Origin of the sequence: Pseudomonas sp. NMI760_13 (assembly GCF_021283245.1) — a bacterium.
Classification (GTDB): domain Bacteria; phylum Pseudomonadota; class Gammaproteobacteria; order Pseudomonadales; family Pseudomonadaceae; genus Aquipseudomonas; species Aquipseudomonas peradeniyensis.
This window is the reverse complement of record NZ_JAJSRC010000006.1, coordinates 69,306-88,715: the sequence shown is the minus strand read 5'-3', so window position 1 is coordinate 88,715 and position 19,410 is coordinate 69,306. Positions and strand designations below refer to the sequence as shown.

Sequence of the window (19,410 nt, the reverse complement as noted above, 5' to 3'; positions counted from 1 at the left end):
CGGCGTGGGAGCGGGCTTGCCCCGCGATGGTGTTCAGGTACCGGACTTGATCTTGGTCCAGGCCCGCGTCCGTGCCCGTTCGGCATCCCGCGGCAACGGCTTGAGGGTATACAGCTTGGCCATCGCCTCCGCCGTCGGGTACAGGTTCGGGTTGTTGCGGATCGCCGGGCTGACCTTGTCGGTCGCATCCTTGTTCGGGTTCGGGTAGCCGACGAAATCGCTGATCGGCGCGATCACCTCAGGCCGCAGCAGGTAGTTGATGAAGGCATGGGCATCCTCCGGGTTGGCGGCATTCTTCGGGATTGCCAGCATGTCGAACCAGATCGGTGCGCCTTCCCTGGGCAGGCGCATGTCCACCACTACGCCGTTCTTCGCCTCGTGGGCGCGGTTGGCGGCCTGGGAGAAGCTGCCCGAATAGCCCACCGCCACGCAGATGTCGCCGTTGGCAATGTCGGCCATGTACTTGGAGGAGTGGAAGTAGGTGACATGCGGGCGAATCTTCAGCAGCAGGTCCTGGGCCTTCTGGTAGTCGGCCGGCTTGCCGCTGTTGGGGTCCAGGCCCAGGTACGACAGGGCCAGCGGCAGGATCTCCGACGGCGAGTCGAGCAGTGCCACGCCGCATTGCTTGAGCTTGGCGATGTTCTCCGGCTTGAAGATCAGGTCCCAGCTGTCCACCGGAGCGTTGTCGCCGAGCACGGCCTTGACCTTGTCCGGGTTGAAGCCGATCAGCACGGTGCCGTACATGTAGGGCACGGCGAACTTGTTGCCGGGATCGTTGGCCTCGATCAGCTTCATCAGCGCCGGGTCCAGATGTTGCCAGTTGGGCAGCTTGGTGCGATCGAGCGGCTGGAACACGCCGGCCTCGATCTGCTTGGCGAGGAACACATTGGACGGCACCACCACGTCGTAGCCGGAGTTGCCGGTCAGCAGTTTGGCCTCCAGCGCCTCGTTGGTGTCGAAGATGTCGTAGACCAGTTTCACCCCGCTGTCCTTCTGGAAGTCGGTGAGGGTCTGCGGGGTGATGTAGTCGAACCAGTTGTAGACCCGCAGGGTGCGCTGGTCGGCGTGGGCCTGGAGCGCGCCGGCGAGCAGGCCGGCGGTGATGAGCGGGGCGAGCAGACGCTTGAGTCGGACCATGTTCAGGCTCCTGGCTGGGCGCGCTGGAAGCCTTCCAGCACATTGACCGCGTTGATGCCGATTTCCTCCACAGCGTAGCCGCCCTCCATCACGAACAAGGTCGGCTTGCCCAGCAGGGCGATGCGCTTGCCCATCTCCAGGTAGTCCGGGCTGTCGAGCTTGAACTGGGAGATCGGGTCGTCCTTGAAGGTGTCGACGCCGAGCGAGATCACTAGTACATCCGCATCGTAGGTGGCGATGCGCTGGCAGGCGGCTTCCAGTGCCGCGCTCCAGGCCGCCCAGTCACTGCCGGCGGGCAGTGGGTAATTGATGTTGCAGCCTTCACCCGCGCCTTCGCCGACCTCGTCGGCATAGCCCAGGAAGAACGGGAACTCGTCCTGCGGGTCGCCGTGGATTGAGGCGAAGAACACATCGTTGCGGGTGTAGAAGATGTCCTGGGTGCCGTTGCCGTGGTGGTAGTCGACATCGAGGATGGCCACCTTGCGCCGGCCCTGGTCGAGAAAGGCCTGGGCGGCGATGGCGGCGTTGTTCAGGTAGCAGTAGCCACCCATCACCTCGGCGGCGGCGTGGTGTCCCGGCGGGCGGCACAGGGCGAAGGCCGCGTAGGCGCCTTGCTGGATCGCGGCCTGGGCGGTCAGGGCCACTTGCGCTGCGCTGTAGGCGGCCTGCCAGGTACCGGCGGTGATCGGCGCGCCGGCATCGAAGCTGTAGTAGCCGAGTTCGCCGTGCAGGCCGGTGGGCTTGACCTGGCGCAGGGTGCGCGCCGGCCAGGTGAAGGGCAGCAGGTCGCCGTCGTGGCCCAGTGCGGCCCAGCGGGCCCAGGCGCCTTCGAAGAAGTTCAGGTAGTCGGTGCTGTGGATGCGTTGCAGCGGAGCGCGGCCGAAATCGGTGGGGCCTTGCACAGGGCCGAGGTTGCGCCTTTGCACCTGCTCCAGGACGTGGTCGGCGCGGGAGGGCATTTCAAAGCAGGGCATCAGCTGGCCGTCGATCAGCTCGCAGCGGCCATGGTGCAGGCGGTGGTCATCGGAATAGACCGTCAGCATTTGTTGTTCTCCGTTTATGACTGGCGTGAGGCCATTCTGCTGGGTGGGCCAGTGAGGAGAGAACGGTGCGGATGGCCAAAAGGGGATCGATGTGGCCAAGGCATGTGCTGGCCTCATCGCGGGGCAAGCCCGCTCCCACGCCAGATCTTCCGTGGGAGCGGGCTTGCCCCGCGATAGGGTCGGCTCAGATCAACCGCGGAAATGACTGGGCGCCACGCCGCTCCAACGCTGGAAGGCATGCCTGAAACTCGCCGTCTCGCTGAACCCCAGCGATTCGGCAATGCGATAGATCGGCATCTGGTCTTCGGCCAGCAGTTGCTTGGCCCGTTCGAAGCGCAACTCGTCGAGCAGCTGTTGATAACTGCTGCCCAGCGCCTGCAGGTGCCGGCGCAAGGTGCGCGACGAGCAGTTCATCTGCCGTGCCAGCCCCTCCAGCCCGGGAGCGGCATCCAGCTGTTGGACCAGCAACTGGCGAATGCGCCCGAGCCAGGCCTGGCGTCCGGTGAACTCCAGGTTCAGGCGCCGGCAGCGTTCGCCCATGGCCTTGTGGGTGATCGGGTCGGCCAGCGGCAGCGGCATGTCCAGCCAGCGGCGCTCGAAGGCGAAGGCGTTATCGCCGGCCTCGAAGCCGAGCGGGCACTGGAATGCACCGTCGTAGAGCGTGTGGTAGCCGGGGCGCGAGTGTTCGAAGCGCGCCGCCAGCAGCGGCAGCGGGCGGCCGAGCAGGTCATCGCAGATCACTTTCAGCGACACCAGGCAGAACTCGGCGTTGAAGGCGGCAAGGCCGGGGGCGTCGTAATGATCGCTGGCGCAGAGCCAGACCCGCTGGCCGTCGTCCACCAGGCGCAGCTGGAAGACTGTTCCCAGCAGTGCCGGGTAACTCAGCGCCAGGCGCAGGGCGTCACCCAAAGTGGCACTGGAGAGCAGGGCGTAACCCAGCATCCCGTAGCACGAAACATGCATCCGTCGGCCCAGTTCCAGGCCGATGTCCTCGCGTCTGGCCACGGCGTTGGCGCACACCTGCAGCTCCTGCTGGGTGGTGATGCGCGCATCGGCGTGGCCCAGGTCCGCCGGGCCTATGCCGCTGCCGGCGAGCAGCTGCCGCGAGTCGACGCCGGCCTCCTGGAACACCTGGAGGATCAGCGAAACCGCGTTGAGGGTGGTGAGGTGGCTGTGCAGCATGCTCGGCGTCCCATTGGGCTGAGCGGATAATGGAGCAAGTTGTGTGCCGCCCGAGACTGTAGGAGCGGCCTTGTGCCGCGAAAGGGCTGCATGGCAGCCCCGGGATTTCAGCATTGACGCAAAGATCGGCGGGGCCGCTTTGCGGCCCTTTCGCGGCACAAGGCCGCTCCTACAGGGGGCGCGCATGGCTTGAAGTGCAGGTACAAAAAAAGGGCCCGGAGCGTGCGCTCGGGCCCTTGAAAGGTTGAGAGGTGTCTAGTCCCTCGACCTGGTGAGACTGTTTGCAGCGGTCTGGGTTACGCCTTCAGCGGAACCAGACGGGGAGCGATCATGTTTTCCGGACGCAGGATGTCGTTGAGCATCTCTTCGTCCAGCAGCTTCTCTTCGCGCACCAGTTCCAGTACACCGCGGCCGGTTTCCAGGGCGACGCGGGCGATACGGGTGGCGTTTTCGTAGCCGATGTACGGGTTCAGGGCGGTGACCAGGCCGATCGAGTGCTCGACCAGTTCACGGCAGCGCTGTTCGTTGGCGGTGATGCCGACGATGCAGTGCTCGCGCAGCATGTCCATGGCGCGTTGCAGCAGGCGGATCGAGTCGAAGATCTTGTAGGCGATCAGCGGTTCCATCACGTTCAGCTGCAGCTGGCCACCTTCGGCGGCGACGGTCAGCGCCAGGTCGTTGCCCATGATGGCGAAGGCCACCTGGTTGACGGCTTCCGGGATCACCGGGTTGACCTTGCCTGGCATGATCGAGCTGCCTGGCTGGCGCGCCGGCAGGTTGATCTCGTTGATGCCGGTGCGTGGGCCGCTGGACAGCAGGCGCAGATCGTTGCAGATCTTCGACAGCTTGACTGCGGTGCGCTTGAGCATGCCGGAGAACAGCACGAAGGCGCCCATGTCGGAGGTGGCTTCGATCAGGTCGGCAGCCGGGACCAGCGGCTGGCCGCTGATGATCGCCAGGCGCTGAACGGCCAGCATCTGGTAGCCCGGGTCGGCGTTGATGCCGGTACCGATGGCGGTGCCGCCCAGGTTGATTTCGGTCAGCAGTTCCGGAGCCAGCGAGCGCAGGCGCTGCAGGTCTTCGGTCATGGTGGTGGCGAAGGCGCGGAATTCCTGGCCCAGGGTCATCGGCACGGCGTCCTGCAGCTGGGTGCGGCCCATCTTCAGTACGTGGTCGAACTCTTTACCCTTGGCGGCGAAGGCCTGGATCAGGCTGTCGAGGCTGGCCAGCAGGGCGTCGTGACCCAGCAGCAAGCCCAGACGGATCGCGGTCGGGTAGGCGTCGTTGGTCGACTGCGCCATGTTCACGTCGTTGTTCGGGTGCAGGTACTGGTACTCACCTTTCTGGTGGCCCATGTGCTCCAGCGCGACGTTGGCGATGACTTCGTTGGCGTTCATGTTGGTGGAGGTGCCAGCACCGCCCTGGATCATGTCCACGACGAACTGATCGTGGAAGTCACCCTTGATCAGTCGGGCGCAGGCTGCAGTGATGGCAGCGTGCTTGGCATCGCTCAGGTGCCCCAGCTCACGGTTGGCGTCAGCAGCAGCCTGCTTGACCATCGCCAGGCCGACTACCAGTTTCGGGTAGTGCGACAGCGGAACGCCGGAGAGGTGGAAGTTGTTGGCAGCGCGCAGAGTCTGGATGCCGTAGTAGGCATCGGCAGGGACTTCAAGGGTACCAAGCAGATCTTTTTCGACGCGGAACGATGCAGCGGAGGACATGATGGATATCATCTCGATTTTGACCCGGCACCTGCCGGAATGGCGCCAATGCTAGGGCTGCCCGGATTTTGCGGCCAATGCTGTTGCACGCTAACCTATGCACAAACGGCATACGGTTTGATGTGACGCCGATTGACAATCGAGCGTGTTCCATTTTGGTGCACGCGTTGCGGAGTAGTCGATGAACCTCGAAAGCAAATGGCTGGAAGACTTCAGTGCCTTGGCCTCCACCCGCAGTTTTTCCCAGGCGGCCGAGCGCCGTTTTGTCACCCAGCCGGCCTTCAGCCGACGTATACGCAGCCTGGAGGCGGCGCTGGGGCTGACCTTAGTGAATCGTTCCCGCACACCCATCGAACTGACCGAAGCCGGTCAGCTGTTTCTCGTCACTGCGCGTACCGTTGTCGACCAGTTGAGCGAAGTTCTCCGCCATTTGCATCACCTCGAAGGCGGGCAGGGCGAGGTGATCCAGGTGTCGGCGGCGCACTCCCTGGCGTCGGGCTTTTTCCCGCGCTGGGTGGCGCAGTTGCGCAACGATGGCTTGAACATCGCCACGCGCCTGGTGGCCACCAACGTCGGTGATGCCGTTCATGCATTGCGCGAAGGTGGCTGCGACCTGATGCTGGCTTTCTATGACCCGGACGCCGCCCTGCAGATGGACGCCGAGATATTCCCCTCATTGCACATGGGCACCACCGAAATGCTTCCGGTGTGCGCGGTGGGCCCGGACGGCAAGCCGCTGTTCGACCTGGAGGGCGAGGGTAGCGTGCCGCTGCTGGCCTATAGCGCCGGCGCCTTTCTCGGCCGTTCGGTCAATCTGCTGCTGCGCCAGCGCAACCTGCGCTATACCACTGTCTATGAAACCGCGATGGCCGACAGTCTCAAGAGCATGGCCCTCGAAGGCATGGGCATCGCCTGGGTGCCGAGGCTGTCGATGCGTGGTGAGCTGGAGCGCGGCGAACTGGTGATCTGTGGCGGCAGCCAGTGGCATGTGCCGCTGGAAATCCGCCTGTATCGCTGCGCGCTGGTGCGCAAGGCCAACGTGCGGTTGCTGTGGCGCAAGCTGGAGGGCGGCTCAGTTGACCCGAAAGTCAGCCAAACCCCCGAAAAATAAGGGCGACAGTTGGTCGCCGGGGGTGCCGTGATCGCCTCGCGTTACGCTATACTGCGCGGCCCCTCGACCGGATAGATCCGGTCATGATCAGCAAACAAGCCACGCCGGTCGTCCCGCGTGGCTTGTTGTTTTTTGACGCGCCTGCGGGCGCACAAGCGAAGAGGCTCGACGATGAGTGCACTGGTTGGCGTGATCATGGGCTCCAAGTCCGATTGGTCCACCCTTAGCCACACCGCCGATATGCTGGAAAAACTCGGCATCCCCTACGAGGTGAAGGTGGTTTCCGCCCACCGTACCCCGGACCTGCTGTTCCAGTACGCCGAGGAGGCCGAAGGCCGCGGCATCGAGGTGATCATCGCCGGTGCCGGCGGCGCCGCCCACCTGCCAGGCATGTGCGCCGCCAAGACCCACCTGCCGGTGCTGGGCGTGCCGGTGCAGTCGTCGATGCTGTCGGGTGTCGATTCGCTGCTGTCGATCGTGCAGATGCCGGCCGGCGTGCCGGTAGCCACCCTGGCCATCGGCAAGGCCGGCGCGATCAACGCCGCGCTGCTGTCGGCGAGCATCCTGGGCGCCAAGTACCCGCAGTTCCACGCGGCGCTCAAGCAGTTCCGCACCGAGCAGACCGACACCGTGCTGGACAATCCAGACCCGCGCCAGGCTTGAGGTTGACGCTATGAAGATCGGTGTAATCGGTGGCGGCCAACTGGGCCGCATGCTGGCCCTGGCGGGCACCCCGCTGGGCATGAACTTCGCCTTCCTCGACCCGGCCCCGGACGCCTGCGCCGCCCCGCTGGGCGAGCACCTGCGCGCCGACTACGGCGACCAGGACCACCTGCGCCAGCTGGCCGACGAAGTCGACCTGGTAACCTTCGAGTTCGAGAGCGTGCCGGCGGAAACCGTCGCCTTTCTCTCGCAGTTTGTGCCGGTCTACCCGAGTGCCGAGGCCCTGCGCATCGCCCGTGATCGTCTGTTCGAGAAGAGCATGTTCCGCGACCTGGGGATTCCGACCCCGGCTTTCGCCGACATCCTCTCGCAGGAAGACCTGGATGCGGCCGTCGCCAGCATCGGCCTGCCGGCCGTGCTCAAGACCCGCACCCTGGGGTATGACGGCAAGGGCCAGAAGGTCCTGCGCAAGCCTGAGGACGTGGTCGATACCTTCGCCGAGCTGGGTAGCGTGCCCTGCCTGCTGGAAGGTTTCGTGCCGTTCACCGGCGAAGTGTCGCTGGTGGCCGTGCGTGCCCGCGATGGCGAAACCCGCTTCTATCCGCTGGTGCACAACACCCACGACAGCGGCATCCTGAAACTGTCGGTGGCCAGCGACGCGCACCCGCTGCAGGCCCTGGCCGAAGACTACGTCGGTCGCGTGCTGCAGAAGCTGGACTATGTCGGCGTCATGGCCTTCGAGTTCTTCGAAGTCGACGGCGGCCTGAAGGCCAACGAGATCGCCCCGCGCGTGCACAACTCCGGGCACTGGACCATCGAAGGCAGCGAGTGCAGCCAGTTCGAGAACCACCTGCGCGCCGTCGCCGGCCTGCCGCTGGGTTCGACCGCCAAGGTCGGCGAGAGCGCCATGCTCAACTTCATCGGCGAAGTGCCGCCGGTGGACAAGGTCGTGGCCATCGACGATTGCCACCTGCACCACTACGGCAAGGCGTTCAAGGTCGGACGCAAGGTCGGCCATGCCACCCTGCGCTGCGCCGACATGGCCACCCTAAAGGCCAAGATCGCCGAAGTAGAGGCGTTGATCGCCGGCTGATCGAACTTCTGCCCGGCAATGCCGCTCTGAGATGGCAACATGCCAAAGCGCTGACTAGGCTTTGGCATGTTTCATGTTCATCACAGAGGGATTGCCATGGGCATCATTGGAACCATCTTCATCGGCCTGATCGTCGGCCTGCTGGCGCGTTTCCTGAAACCGGGTGACGACAGCATGGGCTGGATCATGACCATCCTCCTCGGCATCGCCGGCTCCCTGGCCGCCACCTATGGCGGGCAAGCCCTGGGCATCTACCAGGCCGGACAGGCCGCAGGCTTCTTCGGGGCCCTGGTCGGCGCCATCATCCTTCTGGTGATCTACGGCTTCATCAAGAAGAACTGAACACAGGCTAGAATGCCCGGCAATTCAATCCCGAGTTGTCGAGCATTCCCATGCGTGCGTTATTCCTCGTCCCCCTGCTGTTGGCCAGCGCCCTGGCCCATGCCGAACTGCCCGAGACCGACTGGCTTGAGCTGATGCCCAAGTCGGACCAGAAAGCCCTCGAGCAGATGCCCGAGATCGACCACGACTCCCCGGAAGCCCAGGGGACCTTTACTGCCAAGGGTGGCCTGAAGCAGAGCAAGGGCTTGCCTGCGGTGATGTACTCGACCAAGACCGTGGCAGCGATGAACGGCAAGCAGATCCGCCTGGGCGGGTATCCGGTGCCGCTGGAGAGCGATGCCAAGGGCAACAGCACGCTGTTCTTCCTGGTGCCGTACCCGGGCGCTTGCATCCACGTACCGCCGCCGCCGCCGAACCAGCTGGTGCTGGTGCGTTATCCGAAAGGTTTGAAGATCGACGACATCTACACGCCGTTGTGGGTGACCGGCACGCTGAAGGTGGAGACGGTCAGCAATGACCTGGCGGATGCGGCGTATGCATTGGAGGCGGGGCAGGTTAGGGTGGTGGAGGATGCCGACCTCTGATTTACCTGTGCCGGCCTCTTCGCGGGTAAACCCGCTCCCACAGGTATTTCACTGACCTTGAGAACAGTGGAGGGCCTGTGGGAGCGGGTTTACCCGCGAAAGGGGCGGCACTGACTCTGAAAATTACGGATCAGAGCACTTCGCTACCGATCGCCACGCTCATCGCATGGCTCGCCCCCGGCTTGAGCACCACCACGTCGTCCATCACATTCGCCGTCTCGATGCACAGCATGCGCTGCCAGCCATCGTCGGCCATGTCCGGCAGGTCGCGGGCGCGCTCGGTCCAGGGGTTCCAGATCACTGCGGTGCGTGAGCCGCCGGCCTGCAGGGTGATGCGGCGGTTCCAGTGTGGGTCGACGATGGCCAGGCGCTCAGGGGCGTTCAGGTAGATGCGATCGGTCTCGCCCGCGAAGCCCAGGTTGCCCTGCTGTTGGCGTTGCTCCCAGTTGGCCAGGGTTTCGATATAGGCCAACCCGTCCACACCTTGCACCTGTACCTGGCGCACGTCGCTTACCGCGAAGTAGCTGTGCAGGGCCTGGCTCAGGGTGACATCGGTATTGCCGAGGTTGTGGCTGGTCAGGGTCAGCTTCAGCTGGTCACCCAGTTCCACCAGCAGCTTGAGCTGGACCTTGTGGACCCAGCCCGGGAGGTTGCCCTGGGCTTCGGGCAGTTCGAATTCGATGTGCAGGCTTTCGCCGCGCTCCTCGGCCCCCAGCAACTGCCAGTCGCGCCCGCGCACCAGGCCGTGGGTCGGTGGCTGCTCGCCCTTGAACATGGCTTTGACCGAATCCGGGTTGCGCTCGAAGATGCCGAACCATGGCCAGCACACCGGTGCGCCGGCGCGCACCGACTTGCCCTTGCGCAAGATGGCCTGGTCGCTCAGCCACAGCAGCGGCGGTTCGCCGATCCGCTGGTAGCTGAGGACCTGCGCGCCCTGCTGGGCGATCAATAGTTCGGCATGCTCGCTGGTGATGCGCCAGCAATTGAGTTCGCCGTGAAGCTCGGTCTCGACCGTGAAGTTAGCCATTGCGCTCATCTCATTGATTGTCTGTCAGGCCGTTGGACCCGGTGACGTGCAATGAGTTTACCGCTCGCTCGGCTCAGCGACGAGGCACCGAGCGGGTGCGACCGCTGCCGTCGATGGCGACGAACACGAACACGGCTTCGGTGACCTTGCGCCATTCGCTGGACAGCGGGTCGTCGCTCCACACTTCGACCATCATCTGGATCGAGCTGCGGCCGATCTCCAGGGTCTGGGTATAGAAGGACAGCTGCGCGCCCACCGCCACCGGCACCAGGAAGGCCATGCGGTCGATGGCCACCGTGGCCACTCGGCCACCGGCGACGCGGCTGGCCATGGCGGTGCCGGCCAGGTCCATCTGGGCGACCAGCCAGCCGCCGAAGATATCGCCGAAACCATTGGTCTCGCGTGGCAGCGCGGTGATCTGCAAGGCCAGGTCGCCCTGCGGGATAGGATCTTCTTGTTCGAGCTCAATCATGCCGTGGGGCCTCTGACCCGTGAAGCTTCGTTGGTGGCGCAATGAAGGACGCCGTAAAAACGATTCAGCAACACGCATACTACGCTGATTTCGCTTCGCGAGGCGGCCAAAGGGAAACTCTGCGAAACAGTCTGACAACAATGACCGACGTTTTCGCACAACTTCCCACAATGGAAGCAACCTTTTCCTACGAGCGGGCAGTATATATACCTGCACAGCCAGCGACGACCGCACATTCATGAATATCTGTACGGATTTTGTACCGCTATGAGCGCGGCTCGGCAATTTGCTATCTTCGCTGCCTAGCCAATCCAGAAGCCGCATGCCAAGCGGTCCGCAGACCTACAAGAGAAAGAACAGCGATGACCTCCGTGCAGAGCAGTATCGAGCAGCCGTCCCGGCCGTTGTCCCGCAGTGACTACAAGACCCTCTCGCTGTCCGCCCTCGGCGGGGCCCTGGAGTTCTACGACTTCATCATCTTCGTGTTCTTCGCCACGGTGGTCGGCAAACTGTTCTTCCCGGCCGACATGCCCGAATGGCTGCGCCTGATGCAGACTTTCGGCATCTTCGCCGCCGGCTACCTGGCCCGCCCCCTGGGCGGCATCGTCATGGCCCACTTCGGCGACCTGCTCGGACGCAAGAAGATGTTCACCCTGAGCATCTTCCTGATGGCCGTGCCGACCCTGGTGATGGGCCTGCTGCCCACCTATGAGCAGATCGGCCTGTGGGCACCGATTCTGCTGTTGTTGATGCGGGTGATCCAGGGCGCGGCCATCGGCGGCGAGGTGCCGGGGGCCTGGGTGTTCGTCTCCGAGCACGTGCCGGCGCGCAACACCGGCTATGCCTGCGGCACCCTGACCGCGGGCCTGACCTCGGGCATCCTGCTTGGCTCGCTGGTGGCGACGCTGATCAACACGATCTATACCCCGTACGAAGTGGCGGACTTTGCCTGGCGTATCCCGTTCCTGCTCGGTGGGGTGTTCGGCTTCTTCGCGGTCTACCTGCGCCGCTGGCTGCATGAAACCCCGGTGTTCGCCGAGATGCAGGCGCGCAAGGCGCTGGCCGAGGAACTGCCGCTGCGCGCGGTGCTGCGCGACCACCGCGGCGCGATCATCCTGTCGATGCTGCTCACCTGGCTGCTGTCGGCAGGCATCGTGGTGATCATCCTGATGACCCCGGCCTTGCTGCAGAGCATCTATCACGTCAGCCCCACCGATTCGCTCAAGGCCAACAGCCTGGCCATCGTGCTGCTCAGCCTGGGCTGCATCGGGGCTGGCAGCCTTGCCGACCGTTTCGGCGCCGGGCGCGTGTTCATCGTCGGCAGCCTGGCGCTGCTGGCGTCGTCCTGGGCCTTCTACCACAGCCTGCCGACTCGACCGGACCTGCTGTTCCCGCTGTACGCCCTGACTGGCCTGTGCGTGGGTATCGTCGGCGCCGTGCCCTACGTGATGGTCAAGGCCTTCCCGCCAGTGGTGCGCTTCAGTGGCCTGTCGTTCTCCTACAACCTGGCCTACGCGATCTTTGGCGGGCTGACGCCGATGGTGGTGACCGCGCTGCTCAAGTTCAGCCCTATGGCACCGGCCTATTATGTGGCGTGCCTGTGTGCCGTTGGTCTGCTGGTTGGTACCTATCTGCTCGTCAACAAGCGCTGAGCCGAACAAAAATCGCGGACCTGTAGGAGCGGCCTCGTGCCGCGAAAGGGGCGCGCAGCGGCCCCAGGATCTCGGCCTCCTGCAAGAACGTCGGGGGCTGCTTTGCAGCCCTTTCGCGGCGCAAGGCCGCTCCTACAGGGGCGTGCTCCGACCCCCTCCAGAAACATCTTGAAAGGCCATCCCGGATAACCGGTGATGGCCTTTCATCCAATTGTCACATTCGAGTCATAGAGTGTTCATGCGGCCTGCAGATACTTGGGCCCGTTCCATCTCACAACCCACGATATTCCTGCTAGGAGCAAGGCATGAAACTGAAGCGTTTGATGGCGGCCCTGACCTTTGCCGCCGCTGGCGTCGCTGCCGCCAATGCGGTCGCCGCTGTCGATCCTGCAATCCCGACCTACACCAAGACCACCGGTGTATCGGGCAACCTCTCCAGCGTCGGTTCCGACACCCTCGCGAACCTGATGACCCTGTGGGCCGAGGCCTACAAGAAGGAATATCCGAACGTAAACATCCAGATCCAGGCCGCCGGCTCCTCGACCGCGCCACCCGCGCTGACCGAAGGCACCGCCAACCTGGGCCCGATGAGCCGCAAGATGAAGGACGTCGAGCTGCAGGCCTTCGAGCAGAAGTACGGCTACAAGCCGACCGCCATCCCGGTCGCCGTCGACGCCCTGGCCGTGTTCGTGCACAAGGACAACCCGATCAAGGGCCTGACCATGGCTCAGGTTGACGCCATCTTCTCCTCCACCCGCCTGTGCGGCGCCAAGGCTGACGTCAAGACCTGGGGCGACCTGGGCGTGACCGGCGACCTGGCCAACAAGCCAGTGCAGCTGTTCGGCCGCAACTCGGTATCGGGTACCTACGGCTACTTCAAGGAAGAAGCCCTGTGCAAAGGCGACTTCAAGCCTAACGTCAACGAACAGCCTGGCTCGGCCTCGGTCGTGCAGTCGATCAGCTCCTCGCTGAACGGCATCGGCTACTCGGGCATCGGCTACAAGACCGCCAGCGTCAAGACCGTGGCCCTGGCCAAGAAAGAAGGCGGCGCCTTCGTTGAAGACAACGAAGCCAACGCCCTGAACGGCACCTACCCGCTGTCGCGCTTCCTCTACGTCTACGTCAACAAGGCCCCGAACAAGCCTCTGGCCCCGCTGGAAGCCGAGTTCGTCAAGCTGGTGCTGTCGCAGGCCGGCCAGCAAGTTGTCGTGAAGGACGGCTACATCCCGCTGCCAGCCAAAGTGGTCGACAAGACCCTGGCCGACCTGGGCCTGTCCCACGCGGGTAACGTTGCAAAGAAGTAAGTAACTGAGGATGAGGCCGGTGCCAACTATGCCCGGCCTCCTCCACGAATTCCTTAGTCCGAAGCCAGGGCTCCTGAGCGGCGGGCTTTTTTGCGTCACTGCACTGTCATGTTTTTGTCATACGGGACCGCTAGGGTGTGCGCATGAATGATCTGGCCAACTCCACAATGACCCAAAATTCTCCTCCCGTGCGCATTGATTTCAATACGCCCGAGTTGCAACGCAAGCGCCGCATGCGCGCCCTCAAGGACCGTCTGACCCGCTGGTACGTCCTGGTGGGCGGCCTTGCCGTGCTGGCTGCGATCACGCTGATCTTCTTCTACCTGGCCTACGTGGTGCTGCCGCTGTTCCAGGGTGCCGAGTTGACCAGCAAGAAAGCCCTGGAGCCGACCTGGCTGCAACAGGACGCCGGCAAACCCCTGATGATCGCCCTCGAGGAGCAGAACCTCGTGGGCATGCGCGTGTCCGACAAGGGCCAGGCGCTGTTCTTCGATACCAAGACCGGCAATGAACTGAAGCGCGTCGACCTGCCACTGCCCGCCGGCGCCCAGGTCAGCTCGATCAGTACCGACCAGCCCGGCAGCCCGCTGGTGGTGCTGGGCCTGTCCAACGGCCAGGCGCTGGTGTTCCATCACACCTACAAGATCACCTATCCGGACAACAAGAAGACCATCGAGCCGGGTATCGACTACCCCTATGGTCAGGACCTGTTCACCCTGGATGACCAGGGCCGCGCGCTGGAACACGTGAGCGTCAACGTCAATGGCGACACCCTGTTGCTGGCCGGTTCCACCGGCGCGCACCTGCAGGTGCTCGAACTGTCGCGCACCGAGAACATGATGACCGACGAGGTCACCATCGAGCAGAACCGCATCGAGCTGCCGCAGATGACCGAGGTGGTGAAGAACATCTTCATCGACCCGCGCCAGCAGTGGCTGTACGTGGTCAACGGCCGCGCCACCGCCGATGTGTTCAGCCTGCGCGACAAGAGCCTCAATGGCCGCTACAAGCTGCTGGAAGACGGCAACGCCGAGATCACCGCGACCGCCCAGCTGGTCGGCGGCATCTCGCTGATCTTCGGTGACTCCAAGGGTGGCCTGAGCCAGTGGTTCATGGCTCGCGATCCGGATGGCGAGTCGCGCTTCAAGCTGATCCGCAGCTTCCAGCTGGGCAAGGCCCCGGTGGTGCAGATCGACGCCGAAGAGCGCCGCAAGGGCTTCATCGCCCTGGACAGCGAAGGCAAGCTGGGCGTGTTCCACAGCACCGCGCACCGCACCCTGCTGGTCGAGTCGGTCGCCGAAGGCGCGGGCGTGCTGGCCCTGTCGCCACGCGCCAACCGCATCATCATCGAGGAAGGCGGCAAGCTGCTGCCGCTGAGCCTGCGCAACCCGCACCCGGAGATCTCCTTCAGCGCGCTGTGGGGCAAGGTCTGGTACGAGAACTACGACGAGCCTAAATACGTCTGGCAGTCGACCGCCTCGAACACCGACTTCGAACCCAAGCTGAGCCTGTCGCCGCTGACCTTCGGTACGCTCAAGGCCGCGTTCTACGCGATGATCCTGGCTGCGCCGCTGGCCATCGCCGCCGCCATCTACACCGCCTACTTCATGGCCCCGGGCATGCGCCGCAAGGTCAAGCCGGTGATCGAGCTGATGGAAGCGATGCCGACGGTGATCCTCGGCTTCTTCGCCGGCCTGTTCCTCGCGCCGTACCTCGAAGGCCACCTGCCGGGCGTGTTCAGCCTGTTCGTGATCATGCCGATCGGCATCCTGCTCGCCGGCTTCAGCTGGAGCCGCCTGCCGGAGTCGATCCGCCTGCGTATCCCGGATGGCTGGGAAGCGGCGATCCTGATCCCGGTGATCCTGGTGATCGGTTGGTTCGCCCTGTACATGAGCCCGCTCCTCGAGAGCTGGTTCTTCAAGGGCGACATGCGCCTGTGGATCAGCAACGATCTTGGCATAACCTACGACCAGCGCAACGCCCTGGTGGTCGGTATCGCCATGGGCTTCGCGGTCATCCCGAACATCTATTCCATCGCCGAAGACGCCGTGTTCAGCGTGCCGCGCAGCCTGACCCTGGGTTCGCTGGCCCTGGGCGCCACGCCGTGGCAGACCCTGACCCGCGTGGTCATCCTCACCGCGAGCCCGGGTATCTTCTCGGCGCTGATGATCGGCATGGGCCGTGCGGTGGGCGAGACCATGATCGTGCTGATGGCCACCGGCAACACCCCGGTGATGGAGATGAACCTGTTCGAGGGCATGCGCACCCTGGCCGCCAACGTGGCCGTGGAAATGCCCGAATCGGAAGTCGGCGGCAGCCACTATCGTGTGCTGTTCCTCGCCGCCCTCGTGCTGCTGATGTTCACCTTCGTGATGAACACCCTGGCCGAGCTGATTCGCCAGCGCCTGCGCAAGAAATACTCGTCGCTTTGATAGAAAGGTAGAGATCCGTGAAAAAGGATTCCCTCAAAGGCTGGTTCAAGAGCGGCGCCCCCGGCGTCTGGATCAGTGGTGGCGCGGTCGCCATGGCGGTCATCATGACCGTCGGCCTGCTGGCCGTGATCGCCGTGCGCGGCCTGGGCCACTTCTGGCCGGCCGACTTGGTCCAGGCCACCTACAAGGTGCCGGGCCAGGCCGACCACGTGGTCGTCGGTGAAGTGGTGCAGAAGGAAGAAGTACCGCGTGAACGCCTCAAGGGTGCCGGCCTGCCGGTGCCCGAGCAGGGCCCGGAGTTCATGACCCGCGAGCTGATCAAGGTCGGTAACCGCGACCTCAACGGCAGCGACTTCACCTGGGTCGTTGGCGAGTGGCTGGTGGACCAGCAAAAGCCGGTCGACCTGATCGCCCTGGAGCGTCGTGAGTGGGGCAACTTCTACGGCTACCTGGTCAGCGTCAAGGAAGAGGGCCGCGTGGTCGCCCAGGGCCCCGAGGCCTGGAACGAGCTGCAGGCCCGCCTCAAGCGCGCCAGCGAGTTCAACGACCAGTTGGTGAAGCTGGAGAAGAAGGATATCGGTGCCATCAACCATGGCCTCGAGCGCCTGCGCCTGCACAGCCGCAAGCTGGAACTGGACGGCAAGCTGGACGCTGCCGCCCAGGCCGACATGGACGCCGAGCGCGCCGAGCTGAACAACCGCTACAAGGCCATCGAAGAGCGCCTGACCGGCCTGCACCAGGCCTTCGCCCGCGACAGCCTGGTGGCCCGCGACGGCAACGGCCGCGAGGTGGAGATCAACCTGAGCAAGGTGGTCCACGCCATCCAGCCGAACGCCATGTCGGGCATGACCAAGATGGGCGCCTACTTTGCCAAGGTCTGGGAGTTCCTCAGCGACGACCCGCGTGAGGCCAACACCGAAGGCGGTATCTTCCCGGCCATCTTCGGCACCGTGATGATGACCCTGATCATGGCCGTGATCGTCACCCCGTTCGGCGTATTGGCGGCGGTCTACCTGCGCGAGTACGCCAAGCAGGGCCCGGTGACCCGCTTGATCCGCATCGCGGTGAACAACCTGGCCGGTGTTCCGGCGATCGTCTACGGCGTGTTCGGCCTGGGCTTCTTCGTCTACGTGCTGGGCGGCTCGATCGACCGATTGTTCTTCCCCGAGTCGCTGCCGGCGCCGACCCTCGGCACCCCCGGCCTGCTGTGGGCCTCGCTGACCCTGGCGCTGCTGGCGGTGCCAGTGGTGATCGTGGCCACCGAGGAAGGCCTGGCGCGGATTCCGCGCACGGTGCGCGAGGGCTCGCTGGCCCTGGGCGCGACCAAGGCCGAGACCCTGTGGAAGATCGTCCTGCCGATGGCCAGCCCGGCCATGATGACCGGCATGATCCTCGCCGTGGCCCGTGCCGCCGGCGAAGTGGCGCCGCTGATGCTGGTGGGTGTGGTGAAGCTGGCGCCGTCGCTGCCGGTGGATGGCAACTACCCGTACCTGCACCTGGACCAGAAGATCATGCACCTGGGCTTCCACATCTACGACGTCGGCTTCCAGAGCCCCAACGTCGAGGCCGCGCGGCCGCTGGTGTACGCCACGGCGCTGTTGCTGGTGCTGGTGATCGCCACCCTCAACCTCTCGGCGGTGTGGATCCGTAACCACCTGCGCGAGAAGTACAAGGCCCTCGACCACTGATCCTGATTGCAAGCGTGCCGCCCGAACGCCGGGCGGCCCTTTGAAACGAATTGATAGCGTATGGAGTTGACCATGCAGCATGAATCCCACGCCCACGGCATCGACATGTCGGCCCTGGGCCGCGACAAGCAGAGCCTGCGCCTGGCCGAAGAGACCGTGGCCATCGAAGTACCCGGGCTGTCCCTGTTCTACGGCGACAAGCAAGCGCTGTTCGACGTCAGCATGAACATCCCCAAGCAGCGCGTGACTGCCTTCATCGGCCCGTCCGGCTGCGGCAAGTCGACCCTGCTGCGGACCTTCAACCGCATGAACGACCTGGTCGATGGCTGCCGCGTGGAAGGCGCCATCAACCTGTACGGCAGCAACATCTACCGCAAGGGCGAGGACGTGGCCGAGCTGCGCCGCCGCGTGGGCATGGTGTTCCAGAAGCCCAACCCGTTCCCCAAGACCATCTACGAGAACGTGGTCTACGGCCTGCGCATCCAGGGCATCAACAAGAAGCGCGTGCTCGACGAAGCCGTCGAGTGGGCGCTGAAGGGCGCGGCGCTGTGGGATGAGGTCAAGGACCGCCTGCACGACTCGGCCCTGGGCCTGTCCGGTGGCCAGCAGCAGCGTCTGGTGATCGCCCGTACCATCGCCGTGGAGCCGGAAGTGCTGCTGCTCGACGAACCGTGTTCGGCGCTGGACCCGATCTCGACGCTGAAGGTCGAAGAGCTGATCTACGAACTGAAATCCAAGTACACCATCGTCATCGTCACCCACAACATGCAGCAGGCGGCCCGCGTTTCGGACTACACCGCGTTCATGTACATGGGCAAACTGGTCGAATTCGGTGACACCGACACCCTGTTCACCAACCCGGCGAAGAAGCAGACCGAAGACTACATTACTGGCCGTTACGGCTAGGTAGGCTCAGTGGGAGCGGGCTTGCCCCGCGATTGCGTCGGTGCTGCCGCCGGAAATCGCGGGTCAAGCCCGCTCCCACGCTGGATTTTCATTGCCAGGACGACACGAACGACTTGAAGCCTGCAGCTGCTTCGCGGAGCGAAACGATGATCAACAAAGAAAGCCTTACCCACCATATCTCCCAGCAGTTCAACGCCGAGCTCGAGGAGGTGCGCAGCCACCTGCTGGCCATGGGCGGGCTGGTCGAGAAACAGGTGAACGACGCCGTCACTGCACTGATCGAGGCCGACTCGGGCCTGGCCCAGCAAGTGCGCGAGGTCGATGAACAGATCAACCAGATGGAGCGCAACATCGACGAGGAGTGCGTGCGCATCCTCGCCCGTCGCCAGCCGGCGGCCTCCGACCTGCGCCTGATCATCAGCATTTCCAAGTCGGTGATCGACCTGGAGCGCATCGGCGACGAGTCGACCAAGATCGCCCGCCGCGCCATCCAGCTGTGCGAGGAAGGCGAGTCGCCGCGTGGCTACGTCGAGGTGCGCCACATCGGCGACCAGGTGCGCAACATGGTTCGCGACGCACTGGACGCTTTCGCCCGCTTCGACGCCGAGCTGGCGCTGTCGGTGGCCCAGTACGACAAGACCATCGACCGCGAGTACAAGACCGCGCTGCGCGAGCTGGTCACCTACATGATGGAAGACCCGCGCTCGATCTCCCGTGTGCTCAGCGTGATCTGGGCCCTGCGTTCGCTGGAACGCATCGGCGACCACGCGCGCAACATTTCGGAGCTGGTGATCTACCTGGTGCGTGGCACCGACGTGCGCCACATGGGCCTCAAGCGCATGAAAGCCGAGGTGCAGGGCGAAGCGTTCGATGAGGGCGAAATCGCTAATGTTCCGGCTGAACCGGACGATAAATAGGATTGCTCCCGAGCATGAACGCCCGGCAACCGCCGGGCGTTTTCGTTTGCGGTCGAGCACCAGCAGGCACCCGCGAACCGTGTGAGAAGTCCCGGCGTGACCAGTGGTTTGGCAAATGGCCATCAGTCGGCGGTAT

Annotated in this window: 17 protein-coding genes; 11 read left to right on the top strand and 6 right to left on the bottom strand. The window is 64.2% G+C overall.

What is annotated here, in order from left to right:
* Window positions 1–33: 33 nt before the first annotated feature.
* The 4 genes from LU671_RS08510 to aspA form a co-directional block, all read right to left on the bottom strand.
* Window positions 34–1,137, bottom strand: coding sequence for an extracellular solute-binding protein (locus LU671_RS08510; RefSeq protein ID WP_203649344.1), 1,104 nt, complete (start codon window positions 1,135–1,137; stop codon window positions 34–36).
* Window positions 1,138–1,139: 2 nt separating this feature from the next.
* Window positions 1,140–2,180, bottom strand: coding sequence for a histone deacetylase family protein (locus LU671_RS08505; protein WP_232855411.1), 1,041 nt, complete (start codon window positions 2,178–2,180; stop codon window positions 1,140–1,142).
* A 189-nt stretch (window positions 2,181–2,369) separates the two neighbouring features.
* Complete coding sequence (locus LU671_RS08500) at window positions 2,370–3,362, bottom strand: AraC family transcriptional regulator (protein WP_232855410.1); 993 nt, start codon at window positions 3,360–3,362, stop codon at window positions 2,370–2,372.
* Window positions 3,363–3,658: 296 nt separating this feature from the next.
* Window positions 3,659–5,083, bottom strand: a complete 1,425-nt coding sequence (gene aspA / locus LU671_RS08495; protein WP_110736208.1) for an aspartate ammonia-lyase — start codon at window positions 5,081–5,083, stop codon at window positions 3,659–3,661.
* 181 nt (window positions 5,084–5,264) lie between these two features.
* Here aspA and LU671_RS08490 point away from each other — a divergent pair, with 181 nt between their 5' ends.
* The 5 genes from LU671_RS08490 (at window position 5,265) to LU671_RS08470 (ending at window position 8,876) form a co-directional block, all read left to right on the top strand.
* A complete protein-coding gene (locus LU671_RS08490; RefSeq protein WP_050707560.1) occupies window positions 5,265–6,194 on the top strand; it encodes a LysR substrate-binding domain-containing protein in 930 nt (309 codons plus the stop codon).
* Between the two features lie 171 nt (window positions 6,195–6,365).
* Window positions 6,366–6,857, top strand: coding sequence for a 5-(carboxyamino)imidazole ribonucleotide mutase (gene purE / locus LU671_RS08485; RefSeq protein WP_050707559.1), 492 nt, complete (start codon window positions 6,366–6,368; stop codon window positions 6,855–6,857).
* A gap of 10 nt (window positions 6,858–6,867) precedes the next feature.
* Window positions 6,868–7,950, top strand: a complete 1,083-nt coding sequence (locus LU671_RS08480; RefSeq protein WP_232855409.1) for a 5-(carboxyamino)imidazole ribonucleotide synthase — start codon at window positions 6,868–6,870, stop codon at window positions 7,948–7,950.
* Window positions 7,951–8,046: 96 nt separating this feature from the next.
* The gene (locus LU671_RS08475; protein ID WP_050707557.1) at window positions 8,047–8,292 is read left to right on the top strand and encodes a GlsB/YeaQ/YmgE family stress response membrane protein; all 246 of its coding nucleotides are present in this window, start codon (window positions 8,047–8,049) and stop codon (window positions 8,290–8,292) included.
* Window positions 8,293–8,342: 50 nt separating this feature from the next.
* Window positions 8,343–8,876, top strand: coding sequence for a DUF3299 domain-containing protein (locus tag LU671_RS08470; RefSeq protein ID WP_028689975.1), 534 nt, complete (start codon window positions 8,343–8,345; stop codon window positions 8,874–8,876).
* Window positions 8,877–9,006: 130 nt separating this feature from the next.
* On the opposite strand, the gene LU671_RS08465 is transcribed toward LU671_RS08470, so the two are convergent.
* Together LU671_RS08465 and LU671_RS08460 are read right to left on the bottom strand one after the other, a co-directional pair.
* Window positions 9,007–9,903, bottom strand: a complete 897-nt coding sequence (locus LU671_RS08465) for a D-hexose-6-phosphate mutarotase (RefSeq protein WP_232855408.1) — start codon at window positions 9,901–9,903, stop codon at window positions 9,007–9,009.
* Window positions 9,904–9,976: 73 nt separating this feature from the next.
* Window positions 9,977–10,375 (bottom strand): acyl-CoA thioesterase, encoded by a 399-nt coding sequence (locus LU671_RS08460; protein ID WP_003253317.1) that lies wholly within the window; start codon window positions 10,373–10,375, stop codon window positions 9,977–9,979.
* Window positions 10,376–10,737: 362 nt separating this feature from the next.
* Here LU671_RS08460 and LU671_RS08455 point away from each other — a divergent pair, with 362 nt between their 5' ends.
* The 6 genes from LU671_RS08455 (at window position 10,738) to phoU (ending at window position 19,274) form a co-directional block, all read left to right on the top strand.
* A complete protein-coding gene (locus LU671_RS08455) occupies window positions 10,738–12,027 on the top strand; it encodes an MFS transporter (RefSeq protein WP_232855407.1) in 1,290 nt (429 codons plus the stop codon).
* 305 nt (window positions 12,028–12,332) lie between these two features.
* Window positions 12,333–13,331, top strand: coding sequence for a phosphate ABC transporter substrate-binding protein PstS (locus tag LU671_RS08450; RefSeq protein ID WP_232855406.1), 999 nt, complete (start codon window positions 12,333–12,335; stop codon window positions 13,329–13,331).
* 143 nt (window positions 13,332–13,474) lie between these two features.
* A complete protein-coding gene (locus LU671_RS08445) occupies window positions 13,475–15,763 on the top strand; it encodes an ABC transporter permease subunit (protein ID WP_232855405.1) in 2,289 nt (762 codons plus the stop codon).
* 17 nt (window positions 15,764–15,780) lie between these two features.
* Window positions 15,781–17,451, top strand: a complete 1,671-nt coding sequence (gene pstA / locus LU671_RS08440) for a phosphate ABC transporter permease PstA (protein WP_203649355.1) — start codon at window positions 15,781–15,783, stop codon at window positions 17,449–17,451.
* Window positions 17,452–17,523: 72 nt separating this feature from the next.
* Window positions 17,524–18,357 carry a phosphate ABC transporter ATP-binding protein PstB gene (pstB, locus tag LU671_RS08435; protein WP_028689970.1) on the top strand — a complete coding sequence of 278 codons (834 nt, stop codon included), beginning with the start codon at window positions 17,524–17,526 and terminating at the stop codon, window positions 18,355–18,357.
* 146 nt (window positions 18,358–18,503) lie between these two features.
* Complete coding sequence (gene phoU, locus LU671_RS08430) at window positions 18,504–19,274, top strand: phosphate signaling complex protein PhoU (protein WP_110736220.1); 771 nt, start codon at window positions 18,504–18,506, stop codon at window positions 19,272–19,274.
* Window positions 19,275–19,410 lie beyond the last annotated feature (136 nt).